Genomic DNA, 18,446 nt, shown 5'->3' with positions numbered 1-18,446 from the left:
ACACTTTAACCTTTCGAAACTGGAAATTGTCATTTGTAGTACGACGAAACTCGTCGCACTACATGAGAATTTAGTGGGCTGAGATATCAGGTAAGGAACAAGCAACGACCGTTTATAACAAATGCTTCGCCCCTACACTATTCAATACACTTACTGCCCGTGAATCAGTTGTAATAATTGTTCCGTAGTAATTTTGCCGCTCATATCGCTTCCTTCGAGAAGGCTGTCGGCCAATTCCCGTTTGTGCTGATGAAGGTTGACTATTTTTTCTTCTATAGTTCCCTTTGTTACCAGACGGTAAATCGTAACCGGGCGCTTTTGCCCTATCCGGTGCGCCCGGTCTGACGCCTGATCTTCCACTGCCGGGTTCCACCACGGATCCATATGAATCACATAATCAGCAGCCGTCAGATTCAGACCAAGCCCTCCGGCCTTTAGGCTAATCAGGAATAATTCTCCTTCTCCCGACTGAAACGCATCTACACTTCTTTTGCGTTCTTTCATCGGCGTGCTGCCGTCTAGGTATTGATAAGAAATATTAAGGCCTTCCACATATTCTCTGATAATCGCCAAATAATCAACAAACTGGCTGAATACCAACGCCTTGTGATTGTTTTCCATAAGTTCCTGTACAACCTCTCCAAACAATCTGATTTTTGAGCTTTCTAAAGAATGGCCGGGAACAACAAGCCTGGAATGGCAGCATGCGCGGCGAAGTTTCATGATTTCCGCCAATACCCGCAAATATCCTTCTCCTTTTCCGAAATCAAAAGATTCGATGTTGTCTATTGCTTTTTGCCGCAATGCTTCATAGAAGGCGGATTCTTCAGGCGTCATCTCCACCGAAAGGGTGATTTCCGTTTTAGGCGGAAGTTCTTCCAATACCTGTGCCTTTGTTCTCCTTAAAATGAACGGTTGGATAAGTTTCTTTAACCGCAGTCTTGCCTGGTGACTTTTGTCCCGTTCTATGGGAATTGCATATTTTTCGTTGAATCTTTTTATGCTTCCCAGCAGACCTGGATTAATAAATTGAAACAGATTCCACAGTTCTCCCAGATGGTTTTCAATTGGCGTACCGGTAGTAATAATTTTAAAATCCCCTTTCAGCGCCATCGCCGCCTTTGACCGCTTGGTATTGGAGTTCTTTATCGCCTGGGCTTCATCCAGTATGATAATCGTCCACTTTTTGTCGGCGAGTATTTTTTCTTCCTGTTGCAGCAAGCCATAGCTGCAAACAAGCAGGTCAAAAGGCCCCTGTTTTTTAATGGCCTCTTTTCTGTCTTTTTCTTCCCCGAAAATAGATACGTTAAGCGTAGGGGCAAACCGGCTGGCCTCAGATATCCAGTTCATACAAACGGAGGCCGGGGCAATAACCAGCGACGGACCTTCCTTTGCATGTTCAAGGATTACCGTTAAGGCTTGAATGGTTTTACCCAACCCCATATCATCTGAAAGGCATGCGCCTACCCGCCAGTCAGACAGGCGTGACAACCATTGAAATCCTTCCACCTGATAATTTCGTAAATCCGCCTGCAGGGTGGTAGGCACTGCAGGAATTCTCTCCCGTACTTTTTTTAAACGGGCAATGTTATCGTTCCACGCTTTATCAACCTTCAATTGTTTGATTTCTTCCAGTGTATCTTCCAGAGCCACTGTGGCTAAGGGGTGGAATCTTATTTCGTCTTTGCCTCTCTCTGCAAAAGCATTCATTTCTTCAAGGCGTTTGCGAAATTGTTCTGCAAGCGCCAGAAATTGGCCATCCTTCAATTGAATAAACCGGGTGGAGCCATTATCGAGCAAGTCCAGCAAATCACTCATTTTAATGATTAAATCGTCGTCAATTTTTAATTCTCCTGAAGCGGAAAACCAGTCATTTTCATGGCTGATATTCATACTAAACTGCGGAAATGAGGCGACAGCCAGTATTTTTAATTTTTCTCCTTCCGGCCACTCCACTGTAACCCTGTCTTTAACCTCATACAGTTCTGACAAAATCTGCAAACAATCTTCGTTGTTATTAAAAAGCCATGCCCATTGGGTATTGCCTGATTGCTGCAGCGACGGACACGCATTTATTATATTTTCCGCATTGACCTTCTCAAGTGAAAGATCACGGCTGCTTTGCACACGCTGTTGGTTGATTTCTGTAAAAACGTGTTTCCCCCCGGCACCCGGGTTAAAATAAGGTGGGGAGGTTACAAACGGCTTTACAAATATTTCAAGTTTAAAACCATGCCCCACCGGAAGTAAGTGGATATATGTATTTGCACTTGCCTCGATTGTTGGAATAGTTTCATCCGCACCTTCAATGAAAGAGTGAACGGTTATAAGGGAGGAAATTCCGCTCACTGCCTTTATCAAATCTTCTTTTGCCTTAGCGGGAATCGAAATTTGCCGCTTACCCATAAACTTTGCTATCCGTACATGTTCATCCTTTATCTCAACAATCTTATACCGTGTCGGCGATTCTTTAACGACTTCAATACCAGTGTCTTTAAATGTTTCCGAAAACTGCAGGCTGTATCCCCGCTTTGTCTGTCCCACAATAAGTTCCGGCTCTCCTTTTACCAAATCAACGGCAATATGCGGCGAATCCTCCAGAAATACCAATGGATGTCCGACAAGTGCAAGAAGGGCTTTCTCATGATTTTCACTGTAAAAATGGCCATAGTAGTCCATGTTTGATTTCGGCGTTTCAATAAAAACCTGCACTACTTTACGATCTTGCGAGGTCATATAATCCAGTCCTTCCAGGAGGTTTTTATGCGAGACTCTTTTGCCGGCGCTCCACTTGCCGTTTTTATTGAGCCTCTGCCCTTTAGGGGTTATCTGAATATATTTTTTGTCCAGGGAAACCATCCAGACCAGCCTGCATTCCCTGGAAGAAGCGTTGGTTTTCTCTTTTAAAGATAAATCGATTAACGCATTCAGCATTTTTTCCCAGTCTTCTTTTCGATGAATACTATCAGTAATATCCTGAATGCCTGTGGACTCCGCCAATTGGTCGCAGGTTCGTTGAATTAATGCGTTTTTCTTACTTTTTAAAAAAAGACGGCCATGAACAAGGGCGGGTAGAAAAAAGCCGTTCTTATTAGCGATCTCAAAACGGCTTTTGTTTGTTTTCGCGTGTAACTTCACCAAATCTTCGTCAATCCAGTATGCCGCCAATTCATAAAATAAAGCAAATACGCTGTTCTTGTGGAAGTGAGAAAAAATCCCGGAAAGTATTTCCTTTGCTTCGGGAATTAAATTATTTTGGGCAATAATTGCGGCGTAGATACATCGTTTGCACATATTTGTTAAATTTTCGGGTTCATTCCTTGTCCCCCACGCCAGTAATTCCTTTGCCAGGCGCAGGTCTTCCGGCTGCCCTGATTTCGCAAGCGCAAATAAATAAAATAATCCTAATATTTGTGTGAAAAACCCAATTTTCTTTATCATTTTTTTTTGGAAAGCTTTTAATGCCTGATCATATATTGCCAGAGATTTGCTGTTTTCCCCTTTTAAAAATGCCACACACCCCTGTGCAAGCATTAAATCCATATATCCAAAGTCTTTTTGAACAATATTCTCAGCCTCCGTCAGATTACCGCGGAATATGAGATACATCGCATAAATATTTCTTATGATTACATATTCACGTTCATCAACCGTACCATACTTTGCCAAAGATGCACATTGCTCTTCAGAAAGCGGGCGATAGCTCATGATGGCATGATCCACCATATTTTGAAAAACAATTTTTTTTATGGCCGGATGCAGCGAATCAAACATTTCTGCATGGAAAAGCGGGTTGGTACAGACGTCCACCACCACTTTTTTCGCATCAAATCTTTCTCCATAATAATTTGCACTACGATTCAGATTTTCCACGACAATATCAGCATTGCCTGTATATAGCCCAATGCGAATTTCACGGACAATAAGCTGGCTATCGATATAGACGTACGGCGGTACCGGCACGCAACACTGCACAGCGTCAACTAATTCTCTGAAATAATCGTTTTTCGAGATACGAGCCAAAATCTCATCAACCAAAACTGATTTGCATTGTACCACACCTGTTCCCACAGGCCCGATTAAGTCGAACTTTGCGAGCCTGTCTAAAGCATATTTAAAATCCCGCATATTAAAAAGGTCTTTATTAATAATTGGCAGCCCCTTTGTCCTCCTCGCGACTGAATAAAGATTCCCCTGTGTCATTGGTGCATAATTAATGGCTAGAATCTGTAACAAAGACTGCTCAATCGAATTAAGTTGTCCATAAATGTCAGAGAAATTCTGCGGTAACTTTTGACTCATAACTGCCTTTTGTCTTTTTAATTAATTGAAAAATATACACCAATTCAAACGCTAAAATGCAAGGTATAATTATACCGTTCAGGGTATAACGTTTCTACCGTTTTATCAATCCGCCAATATGATCCACACAATAATATTTGCCTTGACTTATATCGAACACATTTGGCATTCTTACTTAGTTTTATCGCATTAAAACATGGACAAAAACCAAACGAGCACGAAGTAAAAAATACGAAATTTCAAATGTTCAAAAATATAAGTATTATAAGCCCTATGTGACCCATATTTTGAAATTTCGTATTTTGTGTTTCGTATTTCATCATTATAATATTTTGCCAAAAAATGCAAAAGAAATTACTGCCAGGGTACTAAGAGAGGAGAACTATTTATATGCCGGTATTTGATAATAGTGAATATGATAATCATGAGCAAGTTTTATTTTGTCACGACAGAGAGTCTGGTCTGTTTGCTATTATTGCTATCCATGACACCACTTTAGGGCCTGCTGCCGGAGGATGCAGAATGTGGCCATATGCCTCTGTGGAAGAGGCATTATTGGATGCGCTTCGTCTTTCCCGTGCAATGACTTACAAGAACGCACTCGCCGATTTGCCCCTTGGCGGAGGAAAGGCAGTTATCATTGGCGACCCGTTCAAGGAGAAGAATGATAAACTCCTCGCGTCCTTTGCCGGATTTGTACAACGGTTAGGCGGACAGTACTACACGGCAGAAGACATCGGCATTGGCATAAAGGATGTTGAGCTGTTAGCCAGGGAGTGTGATTATGCCTTTGGTTTAGCAACAACAGGCGACCCTTCCCCCTTTACCTCCCTTGGTTGTTTTCATGGCATGAGGGCGGCGGTAAAACATAAACTTGGCCGTGACAGCCTTCATGGGCTTACCGTATCCGTGCAGGGAGTCGGCAATGTAGGCCGGCACCTTTGTAAAAATCTGCGCGAAGCCGGTGCGAAACTCATCATTACCGATGTGAATCCGGAAGCTGCGGCTCATGTATCCGAAAACGTTGGGGCAAAGGTAGTTGCTCCGGAAGAAATCTACTCACAGGATGTTGATATTTTTTCCCCGTGTGCCAGGGGAGGCATACTGAACGATGATACTATCCCACAACTAAAAGCAAGCATTGTAGCCGGCGCCGCCAACAATCAACTGGCAGAAGTGCGTCATGGTAAAATGCTCTGCGACAGAGGCATACTCTATGCACCAGACTATGTGATTAATGCGGGTGGTATGCTCAATGCCTCGGGCGATATTTTTGGTCAATATGATGCAAACCAGGTAATGAAGCGACTATCAGGATTGTACGATGCAACTTTACGGATTTTCGAAACAGCACAGCAAGAGGGGAGGCCTACCTCTGAAGTTGCCGATGACCTTGCCCGACAGATAATAGCTGCGAAAAGGGCGTCAAAGAAGAAGTAATATCTGTAGTGGCGAAGTATTTGCCATGACTGGCATACATGCATTCATGCCCAAACGGGCAAATGCTTCGCTCCTACATCGTGCGGCAAACAATGTTACTATTGGAATTTTTCAAAAAACTCAAGTGTTACATTTTTTGTAGTTCCTTTTTATTTTTTGAAAGTATTTTGACTCAATGCTTCTGCGTTAAATATGATGAAATACGATTTTGACCATTCTATATCGCGGAAGAATACTGATTGTGCGAAATGGGACGGGGCTTTGTCGCTTTTTGGCAGCCCGGAGGTTATTCCCATGTGGGTTGCGGATATGGATATCCCCATAGCAAAACCTATTACCGACGCCATAAAAAAAAGGGCTGACCACAAGATCTATGGATATTCACTTCCCCGTCCTGCATCAGTAGTGGATGCGGTTATCTACAGAATGCAAAAACGCTGCGGATGGAAGGTGAATCCGGAATGGATTGTTTTTACTCCGGGCATTGTGCCTGCATTATATGCTGCAGTAAAGGCATACACTCATCCTGGAGATGAAGTCATTCTCCAAGACCCCGTGTATCATCCTTTCTGGAATGTAATTAAGAACAATGGCTGCCATGTGGTAAATAACAAGCTTGTTTTACAGAACGGACGGTATGGAATGGATCTTGAAGGACTTGACGCCTGTTTTGCCATCAGGCACGGAAGGCCACCAATCCCGCATCGCATAAGATTGATGCTCCTGTGCAGTCCGCATAATCCTGTCGGAAGGGTATGGACTAAAGAGGAATTAATCAGAACGGGAGAAATAGTCATCCGGCATAACGCAATAATAGTTTCGGACGAAGTACACGGCGAGCTGCTTTTCCCCGATATTACCCATACGCCATTTGCTGCATTATCAGAAGAATTTGAACAAAATTCCATAACGTGTATCTCCCCCAGTAAGACGTTTAACCTTGCAGGGCTTGAAGCCTCCGTTGTCATCATTCCCAATGCCGGATTACGCAAACAATTTCAGGAGGCGAGAAAGGGAATTCTGCCGGGTGTTAATGTGTTCGGGTTTGTTGCCATGGAAGCAGCATACAGGTATGGCGATGAGTGGCTGGGGCAGTTTCTTGTATATTTACACAAAAATTATGAGTTCCTGTTTGATTACTTTGAGAAAAAGATACCAAAAATAAAGGTAATACAACCGGAAGGCACGTACCTGATCTGGCTTGATTGCAGGGAATTAGGGTTCGACCCGGTGTATCTCAGGGATTTCATGGCAAAAGAAGCGAAGGTAGGCCTTGATGAGGGATATCTGTTCGGGCAGGGCGGAGAGGGTTTTATGAGGATGAATATTGCATGTCCCCGTTTTGTTTTGTCCGAAGCGCTCCGAAGGATAGAAAACGCGGTGAAAAATTTATAGCACAAAACAGAAACAGGAATGAACAGGATAAATGCATTAGATCCCATGTTCCGGAAAGAAATTACTAAAGTCAAATTTGGCAAACACTTATAAACATTGATTCTGCGACTACATGTCTTTTGGAAGTCTTTTAATTACTGGCCGAAAACAACATTGGACATTCCAAGTTTTTCCAATAGCATTTGTGTGACGGCGGGAAGTTTCACGGCTTTCTTTAAGGTTTCACCGGTATTTTTAGCCTCAAGAGTGGCGATATCTATATCTTTGAACGGCGCATAGAGTTCCTTTGAGTTTAAAAAATCTTTTTCTCCTATTGCCTTTCGTTGGTTTGATAGATAACGGTTTATAAAATATGCCAGGATGCAGATAGTATAGACGGCTTTAACATGTGCCTCGGTATTGACAAAGAAGGGCCTGATTTTTAAGAACGATTTTACATTTTTAAAGACATCTTCTATTTTTGTCTTGTCCCGATAGGCTCTAACTATAGATTGGGGTTTTGCTTTAAACGCACCTCCATCTTCCCGTTCTGTATGGTTAGTGATAAAAACACATACGCCATCCAACAATCTATCTGCGGCTATAACATCAGTTAACAGCTTGATTTCTATTTTGAAACTTTTGACGGATTTGACCTGCCCGTTTTTCAGTCTATGGGTAACGGTGATGGACGTCAGAACAGGGTCTTCGAAATATTTATGAATCTTTAACCTTTTCAGCTCATCTACAATGCGGCTCTTTGTTGCGTCATATTGCCGGTCTCTTTGGGCATTTTTAAGGTTTTTATTCTCTTCTTTGAGATAATCCTTAAAAAAGGTTATTTTCTCGTCTCTATTATTGCGGTCTTCTATAAATAAAGTGGGATTAAAACCGGTAATAAAACGCTTGTTTCCTATGACGCCATTGTCATGGTAGTATAATTCATCATCATAGTTTAAAAACCCTTGCGGGATAGGTATATCGGAGGCGTCCTTATCTTCTATGGATAACCCATTAAGAGACTTTAAACTGACACCGCAAGAGGGTATCTGATTTCTATCCAATGCCGAGATGTATTTGAGTTTGGCTTCTTCTATCAAATTGGCATTGTCCTCAGAGATTATGCCTCTGTCAAATACAAGGGTGACGTTTTTATCAGTCAATTTGAATCTGGTTTTACAGGCATTGATATTCTGTTTGAGGGTTTTTACCTCAGCGGTGTTCCCGGGGAATACATCCCATTTGAAAGGATATCCCTCAGAGTTGATAAGAACACCCAGTAAGACCTGCCGCCTGCCATGACACTCTATTTTGCCCTTGCCAAATGCCGATAGATCACAGTTATATCCCACAAAGTAGGAAGTAGTTAGGTCGTAGTTGATAAATTTATAGGATTCCGGACGTTTCCAGAAGGTTTGGTTAAAAAGGTGGTTCTCTATAGATATTTTGTTTTTGTGTATTTTATCTAATTCATAATAGATTTTATCGTCATTTAGGCCTGAAAGATCAATTTTAAGAATGTCCTCCAGCGCGCTCTTTTTCGCCCAATGAGGAATGGAATAATGAGAACACGGATCGGTGCACCTGTTAATAGTCAGTATCTTTGCAATCATATTGGTAGGAAGGGCGCCTGCAGTGACATCGTAGTCAAAAGCCTGATCAAGCTGCCACTGGTTCCACAACTCATTAACAACGGCTATATCGAGATATGCCCTGCTTTCCAGGACTGCAACGTCTTTGAGCTGAGTCTGCAATTGATCTGTGTTTTCAACTGTTTTACATATCAGTTTGATTTGCTCGGCTTGAATATCGGAAAGTTTCCCGATGGGCCAAAGTATTCTTTTTCTGACCTTTTTGCCATCCCTGTAGGATTCGGCAATAGAGTAAGATTTATAGGTTTTCCCTTTGTATTTAGAATCGCTATAAGTAAGGTGCATAATGTAGTCCCAATATTCTTTGACTACACTATCATTAATAAAATATTTTGTCAAGTCAGTATTTATAGGGTTATAAAGGATTTGTATTAATAAATAGGCCATTTATTCTGCGACTACATATTATTTTGAATTTGTGGAAACCCGCTTAAAATAAGGATTTTGTTGAAATCTTTCCGGAAAGGGGGTTAGATTAATTTACATTTTTATCATTGCTTTTTGTAATTTGGCAAAACTTGACGCATTTTTTAATGTAGGGAGGAAAATGTTTGTATGAAATACCGTGTTGGCAATATAGGAAAAGTTGTTGTCGCCAAATTTGAGGACGGTGAAGATGTGTTGAAAAATGTGATTCACATAATAAAAAAGGAGAAAATCCTGGCAGCAGTCCTTTATTTAGTTGGTGGTATGCGTGAAGGTAAATTTGTCGTCGGTGCTGAAAGCGATACACTCCCGCCGGTGCCCATGTGGAGAGAACTTGGAGAAAGCCATGAAGTAGTGGGTTTTGGCACAGTATTTTATCAGGGAGAGGAACCAAAGGTTCATTTGCATGGCGCATTCGGAAAGGGTGATGCGGTAAAAGTTGGTTGTCTCAGGGAAAAAACTGAAACATTCCTTGTGCTTGAAGTTGTTATTTTAGAACTCTGTGGAATAGATGCAGTACGTGAATTTGACCCGGCGCTGGGAATGTCCCTGCTGAAGATTTGTTAACCTCCTTACTGCAGTATGCAAAATCAAAATACTTGCAGATAAAGGTTGATTTCGATTATCATAATTTTATAACACTTTAGTCTTTTGAAAAATTCTAATAATAGCGCTGTTTGCAGCATAGTGTGGGGGCGAAGCATTCGCTGTAAATTGTCATAAATGCGTTCATACCCAAACGGGCAAATACTTCGACCCTACTTTATTTTTATGGCTCGTCCGCAGAATCTGTGGGTAATAAGTAAGGATTAGTAAGAGAAAAGGTGCATTGCCATCCCAAAGGGAGTAAGATGTTTTTTATCAAGAAAGCATCTTAACCCAAAAGGAGAGGCAATGCAGATAAAGACATTATTAAATACGGTAGAGAATTTCAAGTCATTTGTTTACAAAGCAGTCAGTTTCGAGGTCATAAATGGTAGAAAGGCATTAGTAGCAGATATAAAGCCGAGGGTAAATGCCAAGCCTGAATGTTCAGTATGTGGGAAGAGAGCGTCTGGGTATGATACACAGCCGTCCCGGTTATACGAGTATCCGCCATTATGGGGGTTTCAAGTATTTTTCCGATATTCCCCGCGACGCGCCGCCTGTCCAGTGGACGGAATCCATGTAGAGCGAATTCCCTGGTCAGAAGGTAAGGAGCAGATGACCACCACATACAAGGTATTCCTGTCTCGATGGGCTAAACGCCTGAGTTGGAAAGAGACAGCCGAGATATTCAAGTCCAGTTGGGACAGTGTGTATAGGGCAGTGCAGTTTGTAGTTGCCTACGGCCTTGCCCACAGGGACTTGGAGAATATAACGGAAATAGGAATAGACGAGATACAAGTCTGGAGTGGCCACAAGTATTTAACCCTTGTATATCAGCTTGATTCGCATGCCAAAAGGCTTTTATGGAGTGGCCCTGAGCGGAAGGCAAAGACCCTGCTGAAGTTTTTCATGGAGTTAGGTAGAGAACGTTGTCTGAGAATCAAATTCGTTTGCAGCGATATGTGGTCGCCGTACCTGAAGGTGATAGCGAAGAAGGCTTCCCAGGCGCTTAATATTCTTGACCGTTTCCACATCATGAAGAAATTCAATGAAGCCATAGACCAGATACGGAGGGAAGAGGTCAAAAAGCTCAAGGATGAAGGCACAGACAATGTTTTGGAAAAGAGCCGTTGGTTACTGTTGAAAAGGCCTGAGAACTTGACAGAAAAGCAAACGGTACGGTTAAGCCAGATAGTTAAGATCAACCTGAGTTCAATAAAGGCATATTTAATGCGTGAAGATTTTCAGCGTTTTTGGGAGTATAAGTATCCGGCGTATGCAGACAGGTTTCTCGAGAACTGGATTACGAGAACCCTAAAAACCAACCTGGAACCTATGAAAAAAGTGGCAAAGATGTTGCGCAATCACAAGCAGCTCATTCTCAACTGGTTCAAGGCTGATGGCAGACTTTCTTCCGGTACGGTTGAGGGGTTTAACCTTAAGGCGAAACTGACTATGAGAAAGGCTTATGGTTATAAATCTCTGGAATGCCTGCAAACAGCCTTGTATCATACTCTTGGTAATTTGCCGGAACCAATACTTACCCACAGATTCTGCGGATGAGGCATTTTTATATTAAAAGATCACAATTAAGGGAGGCTTGCTGTTTGGAAGAGGTGAAACAATGGTATTCAACAACCGAAACTATAAAAGTAACGAAGAGTGCAGATATTTGTTTTGACACTACAAAAAGGGGGCAGCGAAAGCGCAAAAAATTCACTTCTCAAAAGCTGCGCTGGTCTGTTCAGATAGCATTTTTAATTTTAGTTATTGTCATTGGCTGGCAATTTTATACCTTTGTTGCATATTGTGAGGCGGGCGGGAAAGGATTTTATCTGCCAAGGCCGCCAGGAGTTGAATCATTCCTGCCGATAAGCGCTCTTATGGGGACAAAGTACTTTTTCGGAACAGGCAAAATTAATGACATCCACCCTGCAGGGTTTGTTATTTTTGGAACATTGTTGTTGATGGCCGTTTTTTTTAGAAGGGGTTTTTGCAGTTGGATGTGTCCCGTTGGCACTATTTCTGAATGGGAGTGGAAACTTGGCGATTTATTTTTGAACAAACTCCCCAGGCGGGTCAGTTCCTTAATACGTAATATCCCTACCCGTTTTACGGCAGGGCTGAGTCTGGTTTTTACCCCCATTATCATTTTAATGCTCCTGGAAGTCATCACTATGGAGTTTTTCAAATCCCCTTTCTTCAGGGAACTGATCCCTGCCTTTATTGTTGCAATGATCCTGCCTTTCGCCGTTCCGCGAAAATATTGGTCTGATAAAGTAAATGACTGCATTGCAAGGGCATGGAAATATTCAATCCTCGCCTTTTTCCTACAGATGGTTGTTATAAAAATACCTGTTGAGCAACTGGAAGTTTTATACGAACGTGCGCCTTTTATGCGGGTCGCCGATATAAAGATGTTAAAGTTTTTTGTTAATCTGTCAGGTATTGGCCTTGTTGTGGTGCTTGTTTTTTTGATGCTATCGGTAGTAAGCAAGAATTTTTGGTGCAGATTTTTTTGTCCGTATGGCGCCATTCTCGGCATCCTTGCATACATAAGCCCTTTTACAATAACCAGGGACAAAGAAAAATGTATTGATTGCGGAAAATGCACGAAGGCATGCCCGTCATATATTGTCGTTGAAAAGAAGGACCACGTTCTCACCCATGAATGTCTTGCATGTTACGATTGTGTCAATGTTTGCCCGGTAAACGGCGCATTGGATATGAAACTTGCAGGAAAAAGGAAAAAGATTAACTATTGGCTGTATGCAGCGATGTTGGTCGGTTTCTTTATTATCCTGACAAATACTGCAAGGGTAACCGGGCATTGGTACACTAAAATTTCAGACACCGAATTTATTCTCAGATCAGCAGAACTTGACAACCCGAAATACACCCATAAAGAAGGAAAATTTGAAACGGAATAATAGCCATTCCCTGCCCTATTTTTCAAGGCATGGAATCAAGTGGTGGTTATGACTTTACATAAGTGGCAATATTTTCCGAAAATTGTCGTACCCTATGCTGGCATAGCCTGAACCAAACAAACACGAGATAAAAAATACGAAGCGTGAAATACGAAACAAATTCCAAAATCCTCCCCGACCCCACTCCAAAGGGGGACAACCACCCCTTGCACCCCCGCAAGCGGGGAACATTCTCCCCTTGGAGGGGGATAAGGGGAAGATTTTGGAATTTGTTTCGGGTTTCGTATTTAGCATTTCGGATTTCACCATTAAATATTTTGCCAAATACTGTAAATAAATAACTTTTAAGGTACTATTGTTATCTCTGAATCTGTTTCTCTACCGATAATTTTTAAAGGGCCATAATATGTCTACGATTCTTGCCATTGGACCACATCCTGATGATGTGGAAATAGGTATGGGCGGAAGTATTCTTAAATTTGTTTCGCTTGGTTACGACGTTCACATTGTTGATCTGACAAACGGTGAGCCCACCCCATATGGTAGCATTGAAACACGGAAAGAAGAGTGGGAGCGTTCTTCAAATCTGCTGGGAATAAAGAGCAGAACGGTATTAAAATTCCCCAACCGTTATCTTATGGACGGCATAGAAGTTCGCAAAGAAGTCGCCGGGGTAATCCGTAAAATACGCCCGGAGATTGTATTTTTGCCTTACTGGGTTGACGCCCATCCTGACCACGTTCAAGCATCTAAAATCGGAGAGGCATCCCGTTTTTATGCAAAGCTCAGCAAGTCAGAAATTCCGGGAGAACCATTCTATCCATCACACATCTTTTATTATTTCTGCTATCACTTAAATGTAACTATCAATCCATCGTTTATTTTAGATATAAGCAATGAATTTGTACGAAAACTCGATAGTATGCGCGTGTATCAATCACAGTTTGTGTACGATGCTGCCAGGTGGAAATACATCAGCACGATGATTAAGGAAAGGAACGGTTATTATGGAGGCCTTATTCACGTTGACTACGGAGAACCATTTGCGAGCCACGAACCAATAGGCCTGAAGGATATACGCGATATCCTTTAAAAACTTGACAAATTACAAACTGTCTTAACCCTGTGATTTTATTCCCTATCTATCAGCAAACGGGCGAGAAACCGGAGTTTCTTGAACAAATGCATTCCCAAACTGGAGTTTGGGAACGAGCCGTGTATCGCTTACGCTGAATAGTTACACTGTGTGGTTTAATTCTAATTCTTACTAACCAACGAGTTTTGTTCAAAGATCGAGAATGCCTTATTTCATTGGTTTGATTAATATTAACGTTACCATTCACGCTTTTTATTTCTTTATACTTCCCGTGAATACATAGTCATTATCTGCAACGCCCACATGGCATTCTATACATAGCCCGACCCTTCCTTCCAATTTAACTTCCCCATCGTGGCCGTATTTTACCCAGTACCAATCATTTCCTTGCGGATTAAATCCCTTCTCTTTATACATCACGGTAAGCAAAGACAACTTATTTTCTTCTGTATAGATTTCTTTTATCAGGAGAGAGCCGTTGGGAAATATTCTCTTTTTGTTGACAACGGTATCCAGGGCAAGGTCGTTTATATACAGCCGCAGAATATCACCGGGAGGCATAGTGCTCTCATAAATGCCCTCTTTACCTGGCCATGCCGGATAGCATTTGTAGGGATTTTCTTTTGTCATATACTCCCATAATCTCTGCGCATTTATTTTTTCATTTATGCCGGGCATTTCAGCCGTTCCCCTTTTTTGCGATGTGAAACAAATAACCGCTATTATCACAATAAGAAACCAGATTGTTTTACTTTTGTTCATATTGATTTTGTCCTTCCGCTCTTTCTGAACCTGCCGTGGGTAATTTATGCAGGCTGTTGCAGGGTTTTATACAGATACATTTATTTTCAGATATGACATAATAAAATCCACAATCTTTCGAACATCCGCATCAATATGCAAATAAGGTACATTCATTATTGGGTCTTTATCACCTATTACAGCAATTAAATGTTCATCATCCCGGCACACCATCTGATCGCCGTTCTCTGTCCTAAAGACTTCTATTTTGGGAATGGGTTCTGTCTTATATCCTTCAAGTATTATTATATCGAAATCCCTGAGATAGGTTTCCACCATTTCCTTTAATAGAACCCTTTTTTGCGTCGTCCGAAAAAGACCCATCTTGTTTTCAGAGACAATGATGACGGCATCTGCTCCCGCCTGTGAATGTTTCCAGCTATCTTTGCCTTTCGTATCCATATCAACATTATGATGGGTATGTTTTATGGTAGCAACCCTAAGCCCCCTTAATTTTAATTCTTTAATGACCTTTACAATAAGCGTTGTTTTCCCGCTGTTCGATTTTCCTACAAAGGACACAATCGGTGTTTTTGCATACATAGCATTATCCCTGTTTCTATAATATACCTCATTCACGATTTAAATCTCAAATCGCACCTTATCAAACCATACTATTCATTATCCTTTTCTACAGCTTCATAGAGATTCGTATATATATCAGGAAGGCTATACGTAACCCTGTTCCATGAAGGAATAAGGGTTGCCTCTCTAGGCCCTCTGCTTTGCTCCCATGCCGTCCATAAAACGCCACGAAAATGTCGCACGGCAAGTTCCTCCTCATGACGATTTAAAATCAGATTGTTCATTTCTGCGTCATCGCTATAATACTTAATAAATTTCAGGGCATTATCGTAATAGGTATGAAGCATCATATCAACGAAGGCATCGTCCAGTGGCACTCCGTGAGAACGCATATAATGGAGAAAGAAGGTGGCAATATCCACTGCCATTCTGTGTAATCCCTTGCTTGAATCGTCAGCAGAAAGATCTTGATGTTTATGCTCATAGTTCTTGGAGAGATCCACCTGTGCGATTTTTCTGTTCATTGTATTGTGGTACACCTCGGATAGCGTAGCCACCTCAAGACCCCAATCATAAGCAATATTAATACCCCTTGCAAGTCGGGCGCTTAGGCTGAACTCTCCGGCCAGCGGATATTTGAATATACGATGATATCCGAAAAAACGCTCTAGTTCTTTATGTCCATGCGTATTCATAATTCTCATCATTGAATCGACAAAAGGAACTACAAACAGTCTTGTCACCCTGCCTTTGATTGATCTGTCCGTAAGTGAAACACGGGCATAATACCCTTTACAAAACTCATACTCGTTATTCGGATTTGCGGCAGGCTCAATAAGCCTCCCTAAAAATATGCGGTCATAGGTTACAATGTCGCAATCATGAAGTGCTATGACGTCCACATTGCCCCTTGAAAGTATATAACCAAGGGCAATCCACACTGATTGGCCTTTTCCCTGAATACCTGTCTGAATCTCACGTTCCCGGATGCGCTGAAATACATTCTGAATGCGTGGCCCTTCAACCCAAACAATTTTAACATCGCGTTTTGTTGTACGAAGCCTTCCAAAGTATTTTTTTGCATCCCGGAACTTCTCTTCATCCGGAGCGCCTCCCAGGGCAATAACAACATTACGCAAATAGCGGACTTTTTTAATTTCGCCAACAATACGTTCCATGACTTCCGTATTTTCAAGTTCACTGTAAAGGCAGGGCAGCAAAAGACAAATGCTTACCTGGCGTGCATAATCCTCAAGCTTTTCCTCCAAACTTTTTAAATACTCATTTGGATCAAAGACCCTGTATATATCATGTAACGTGGTAATCGTTCCTTCCTGATGAAAATCAGCCATAAAATACTCCTCTTTTTTGTTTAATAATATATTTACTGCCTTAAGATACGTAGAGGCGCTCACCGCCTTGACGGAAACTGCTATGGAAGAAGTTTAGGGCGAAAAATAAAATAGACTGCCCCGAATAAACATATGCCAGCCCATAAATAATCAAAATGTATCTTTTCTTTCATGTAAATTACGGAAAATGGCACAAACACCATAAGAGTGATTACCTCCTGAAGTATTTTCAGTTGCCCAAGACTCATCACCTGATGCCCAATACGGTTTGCGGGCACTTGAAGCAGATATTCAAACAAGGCAATGCCCCAGCTCACAAGGGCTGCAATAATCCACGTTTTATGAGACAAATTTTTAAGATGTCCATACCATGCAAATGTCATAAAAACATTACTGCAACAAAGCAACAGTATGGTAATGAGATAGTTTCGCATATTATTTTATCCGAAATAACTGATCAATATCATTTCCTGCAACAAACAGGTTGCTCCTACGGCGCTTATCGGTAATACCTTTTTCAAAAGATTAAAGTGTTACAATACATGCAACTTCCCGTATATCCAATACATTTTTGCTTTTTACGCCATTACATGCAAATGGATATTACTCATTTCCAGATTTAATTTTAATAGTCATTTGCCATTATAGGAACACGCTCTCTGTGTTTTCCTACGATTTTTTTAATCTGTGTAATCTGTGGTTTCCCTTTCGTATCTTGTCCAGCTTAGGGATGATGATGCGCATTAAAACCCCTCTGCAAACTTTTCACCTGTTAAATCAGCATTCCTGTTAATTCCATTAGTAATATCCGGATTTATCATGTAGTATATTATTTATTGCTGTTGCTCCGATAGAAGAGAAGAGATGTTTATTGCATACAATCTTAAAACAAGATATTAAATAAAAAAATACATAGTTACGTAAAACTATTTCCCTCCACTTTAAAAATGAGAATGATTTGATATGAAAAAAATAGTTGTATTCGTCCTTATCATAAATACGCTTTTTTTGTCCCACAAAATTGCTTCGGCAGATTCACCTATTACGTCCACTGAATTTTATGAAGCTTACATGGATGTGAAAATGGTTCAACGTGCACATTTACAAAGTGTGCTGGGGTTTGAAATAGCGGAATTTCTTTCCTCTCCAGAGAATCCCATAGACGAAAAAGCCGCCGTAATAAACGCCCTGTCATGGAAATTTGAAGGGAACAACAATGCTGAATTTTATATGTACTACCTGGCGTTGCGATACCATGTGCCATTTGTTCAATTGGATACAGACTTCCTAAATGCGGATGAAATATTCTGCCTTGGTTATCTCATGGCAATGGATAATTTTTCCCATCCGGAAGACGCCTTGCCAATACTGGAAGAAGCATATAAAACACTAAACAACAGCTTCACCGTTTCAATGATTTTTGCCCTTGTTAAATCGCAATTATTTCTCAGCATGGATTTGTGTGAAGTATGGAAGAGTGTAGAAAAGGTTTTAATGAATGAAGACTTAAAACAGGATTTACGCACAGAGGCAAAAAAGAAAGTCATTGACTATATGGCCGGATACAAAGAGTATTGTCAATAATCGCAGTAGCGTTACAAAAAATACAGACCATCACTCAATGTTTAAACCGTACAAAAAGCCTTCCAAAATTATCACGGTCTTTGTCAATTCGATGATACAATTTTTTTACTTCAGGACGGTTGAGGAATCTCAGGACGGCCTTCTTCAACTGCCCGCTTCCTTTTCCTGGAATAATTTCCACAAGCGCAATCCTTTTCTCAACCGCTTCATTTATTGCCCGGTTCAATTCTTTTTCAATCAAAGAACCATTTTTACAAATATCGTGTAAATCCAATTTTAATTTTGCCATACATTCACTAATGCCTCCCCAAAAAAACGGCTTCAGGGGAATTTACGATCTACGATTTACGATAATCTCCCTCCCACTGGGGGCAAG

Annotated in this window: 14 protein-coding genes; 7 read left to right on the top strand and 7 right to left on the bottom strand. The window is 41.3% G+C overall.

All coding sequences use genetic code 11. The annotated features are described in order from the left end of the window. Positions 1-150 precede the first annotated feature (150 nt). Positions 151-4,302, bottom strand: a complete 4,152-nt coding sequence (locus KSMBR1_RS14905) for a DEAD/DEAH box helicase (RefSeq protein WP_099326031.1) — start codon at positions 4,300-4,302, stop codon at positions 151-153. 390 nt (positions 4,303-4,692) lie between these two features. Here KSMBR1_RS14905 and KSMBR1_RS14900 point away from each other — a divergent pair, with 390 nt between their 5' ends. Further along, complete coding sequence (locus KSMBR1_RS14900) at positions 4,693-5,742, top strand: Glu/Leu/Phe/Val dehydrogenase dimerization domain-containing protein (protein WP_099326030.1); 1,050 nt, start codon at positions 4,693-4,695, stop codon at positions 5,740-5,742. A gap of 192 nt (positions 5,743-5,934) precedes the next feature. Then, on the top strand, positions 5,935-7,137 hold the full coding sequence (locus KSMBR1_RS14895; protein ID WP_197705218.1) for a MalY/PatB family protein: 1,203 nt from the start codon (positions 5,935-5,937) through the stop codon (positions 7,135-7,137). A gap of 134 nt (positions 7,138-7,271) precedes the next feature. On the opposite strand, the gene KSMBR1_RS14890 is transcribed toward KSMBR1_RS14895, so the two are convergent. Next, entirely contained in the window at positions 7,272-9,155 is a 1,884-nt protein-coding gene (locus KSMBR1_RS14890; RefSeq protein ID WP_099324133.1) for an IS1634 family transposase, read from the bottom strand. A gap of 168 nt (positions 9,156-9,323) precedes the next feature. Here KSMBR1_RS14890 and KSMBR1_RS14885 point away from each other — a divergent pair, with 168 nt between their 5' ends. From KSMBR1_RS14885 to bshB1, 4 genes are all read left to right on the top strand, one after another. Continuing rightward, positions 9,324-9,761, top strand: coding sequence for a PPC domain-containing DNA-binding protein (locus KSMBR1_RS14885; protein ID WP_099326028.1), 438 nt, complete (start codon positions 9,324-9,326; stop codon positions 9,759-9,761). A gap of 327 nt (positions 9,762-10,088) precedes the next feature. Then, a complete protein-coding gene (locus KSMBR1_RS14880; protein ID WP_099326027.1) occupies positions 10,089-11,345 on the top strand; it encodes an ISL3 family transposase in 1,257 nt (418 codons plus the stop codon). A gap of 53 nt (positions 11,346-11,398) precedes the next feature. Continuing rightward, positions 11,399-12,712, top strand: a complete 1,314-nt coding sequence (locus KSMBR1_RS14875; protein WP_230405815.1) for a 4Fe-4S binding protein — start codon at positions 11,399-11,401, stop codon at positions 12,710-12,712. Between the two features lie 406 nt (positions 12,713-13,118). After that, the gene (gene bshB1, locus KSMBR1_RS14870) at positions 13,119-13,805 is read left to right on the top strand and encodes a bacillithiol biosynthesis deacetylase BshB1 (protein WP_099326025.1); all 687 of its coding nucleotides are present in this window, start codon (positions 13,119-13,121) and stop codon (positions 13,803-13,805) included. A gap of 255 nt (positions 13,806-14,060) precedes the next feature. On the opposite strand, the gene KSMBR1_RS14865 is transcribed toward bshB1, so the two are convergent. From KSMBR1_RS14865 to KSMBR1_RS14850, 4 genes are all read right to left on the bottom strand, one after another. Then, the gene (locus KSMBR1_RS14865; protein WP_230405697.1) at positions 14,061-14,570 is read right to left on the bottom strand and encodes a cytochrome P460 family protein; all 510 of its coding nucleotides are present in this window, start codon (positions 14,568-14,570) and stop codon (positions 14,061-14,063) included. Positions 14,571-14,636: 66 nt separating this feature from the next. Then, entirely contained in the window at positions 14,637-15,188 is a 552-nt protein-coding gene (gene mobB, locus KSMBR1_RS14860; protein WP_157820637.1) for a molybdopterin-guanine dinucleotide biosynthesis protein B, read from the bottom strand. 35 nt (positions 15,189-15,223) lie between these two features. Then, positions 15,224-16,486: a glycosyltransferase family protein gene (locus tag KSMBR1_RS14855; RefSeq protein ID WP_099326023.1), complete on the bottom strand. Its 1,263-nt coding sequence runs from the start codon at positions 16,484-16,486 to the stop codon at positions 15,224-15,226. Positions 16,487-16,566: 80 nt separating this feature from the next. Continuing rightward, positions 16,567-16,920, bottom strand: a complete 354-nt coding sequence (locus KSMBR1_RS14850) for a DMT family protein (protein WP_099326022.1) — start codon at positions 16,918-16,920, stop codon at positions 16,567-16,569. Positions 16,921-17,449: 529 nt separating this feature from the next. On the opposite strand from KSMBR1_RS14850, the gene KSMBR1_RS14845 reads away from it, so the two are divergent. After that, a complete protein-coding gene (locus tag KSMBR1_RS14845; protein ID WP_099326021.1) occupies positions 17,450-18,070 on the top strand; it encodes a hypothetical protein in 621 nt (206 codons plus the stop codon). A 34-nt stretch (positions 18,071-18,104) separates the two neighbouring features. On the opposite strand, the gene KSMBR1_RS14840 is transcribed toward KSMBR1_RS14845, so the two are convergent. Further along, the gene (locus KSMBR1_RS14840) at positions 18,105-18,359 is read right to left on the bottom strand and encodes a Smr/MutS family protein (RefSeq protein ID WP_099326020.1); all 255 of its coding nucleotides are present in this window, start codon (positions 18,357-18,359) and stop codon (positions 18,105-18,107) included. Between the last annotated feature and the right edge of the window lie 87 nt (positions 18,360-18,446).

This window comes from Candidatus Kuenenia stuttgartiensis (assembly GCF_900232105.1).
Classification (GTDB): Bacteria; Planctomycetota; Brocadiia; order Brocadiales; family Brocadiaceae; genus Kuenenia; species Kuenenia stuttgartiensis_A.
This window is presented reverse-complemented; position numbering and strand designations above follow the sequence as displayed.

What these genes read in the sequence shown, in the direction of transcription:
- KSMBR1_RS14905 (WP_099326031.1), bottom strand. Translation starts at nt 4,302, where the DNA reads ATGAGTCAAAAGTTACCGCAGAATTTCTCTGACATTTATGGACAACTT.
- KSMBR1_RS14900 (WP_099326030.1), top strand. Translation starts at nt 4,693, where the DNA reads ATGCCGGTATTTGATAATAGTGAATATGATAATCATGAGCAAGTTTTA.
- KSMBR1_RS14895 (WP_197705218.1), top strand. Translation starts at nt 5,935, where the DNA reads ATGATGAAATACGATTTTGACCATTCTATATCGCGGAAGAATACTGAT.
- KSMBR1_RS14890 (WP_099324133.1), bottom strand. Translation starts at nt 9,155, where the DNA reads ATGGCCTATTTATTAATACAAATCCTTTATAACCCTATAAATACTGAC.
- KSMBR1_RS14885 (WP_099326028.1), top strand. Translation starts at nt 9,324, where the DNA reads ATGAAATACCGTGTTGGCAATATAGGAAAAGTTGTTGTCGCCAAATTT.
- KSMBR1_RS14880 (WP_099326027.1), top strand. Translation starts at nt 10,089, where the DNA reads ATGCAGATAAAGACATTATTAAATACGGTAGAGAATTTCAAGTCATTT.
- bshB1 (WP_099326025.1), top strand. Translation starts at nt 13,119, where the DNA reads ATGTCTACGATTCTTGCCATTGGACCACATCCTGATGATGTGGAAATA.
- KSMBR1_RS14865 (WP_230405697.1), bottom strand. Translation starts at nt 14,570, where the DNA reads ATGAACAAAAGTAAAACAATCTGGTTTCTTATTGTGATAATAGCGGTT.
- KSMBR1_RS14855 (WP_099326023.1), bottom strand. Translation starts at nt 16,486, where the DNA reads ATGGCTGATTTTCATCAGGAAGGAACGATTACCACGTTACATGATATA.
- KSMBR1_RS14850 (WP_099326022.1), bottom strand. Translation starts at nt 16,920, where the DNA reads ATGCGAAACTATCTCATTACCATACTGTTGCTTTGTTGCAGTAATGTT.
- KSMBR1_RS14845 (WP_099326021.1), top strand. Translation starts at nt 17,450, where the DNA reads ATGAAAAAAATAGTTGTATTCGTCCTTATCATAAATACGCTTTTTTTG.
- KSMBR1_RS14840 (WP_099326020.1), bottom strand. Translation starts at nt 18,359, where the DNA reads ATGGCAAAATTAAAATTGGATTTACACGATATTTGTAAAAATGGTTCT.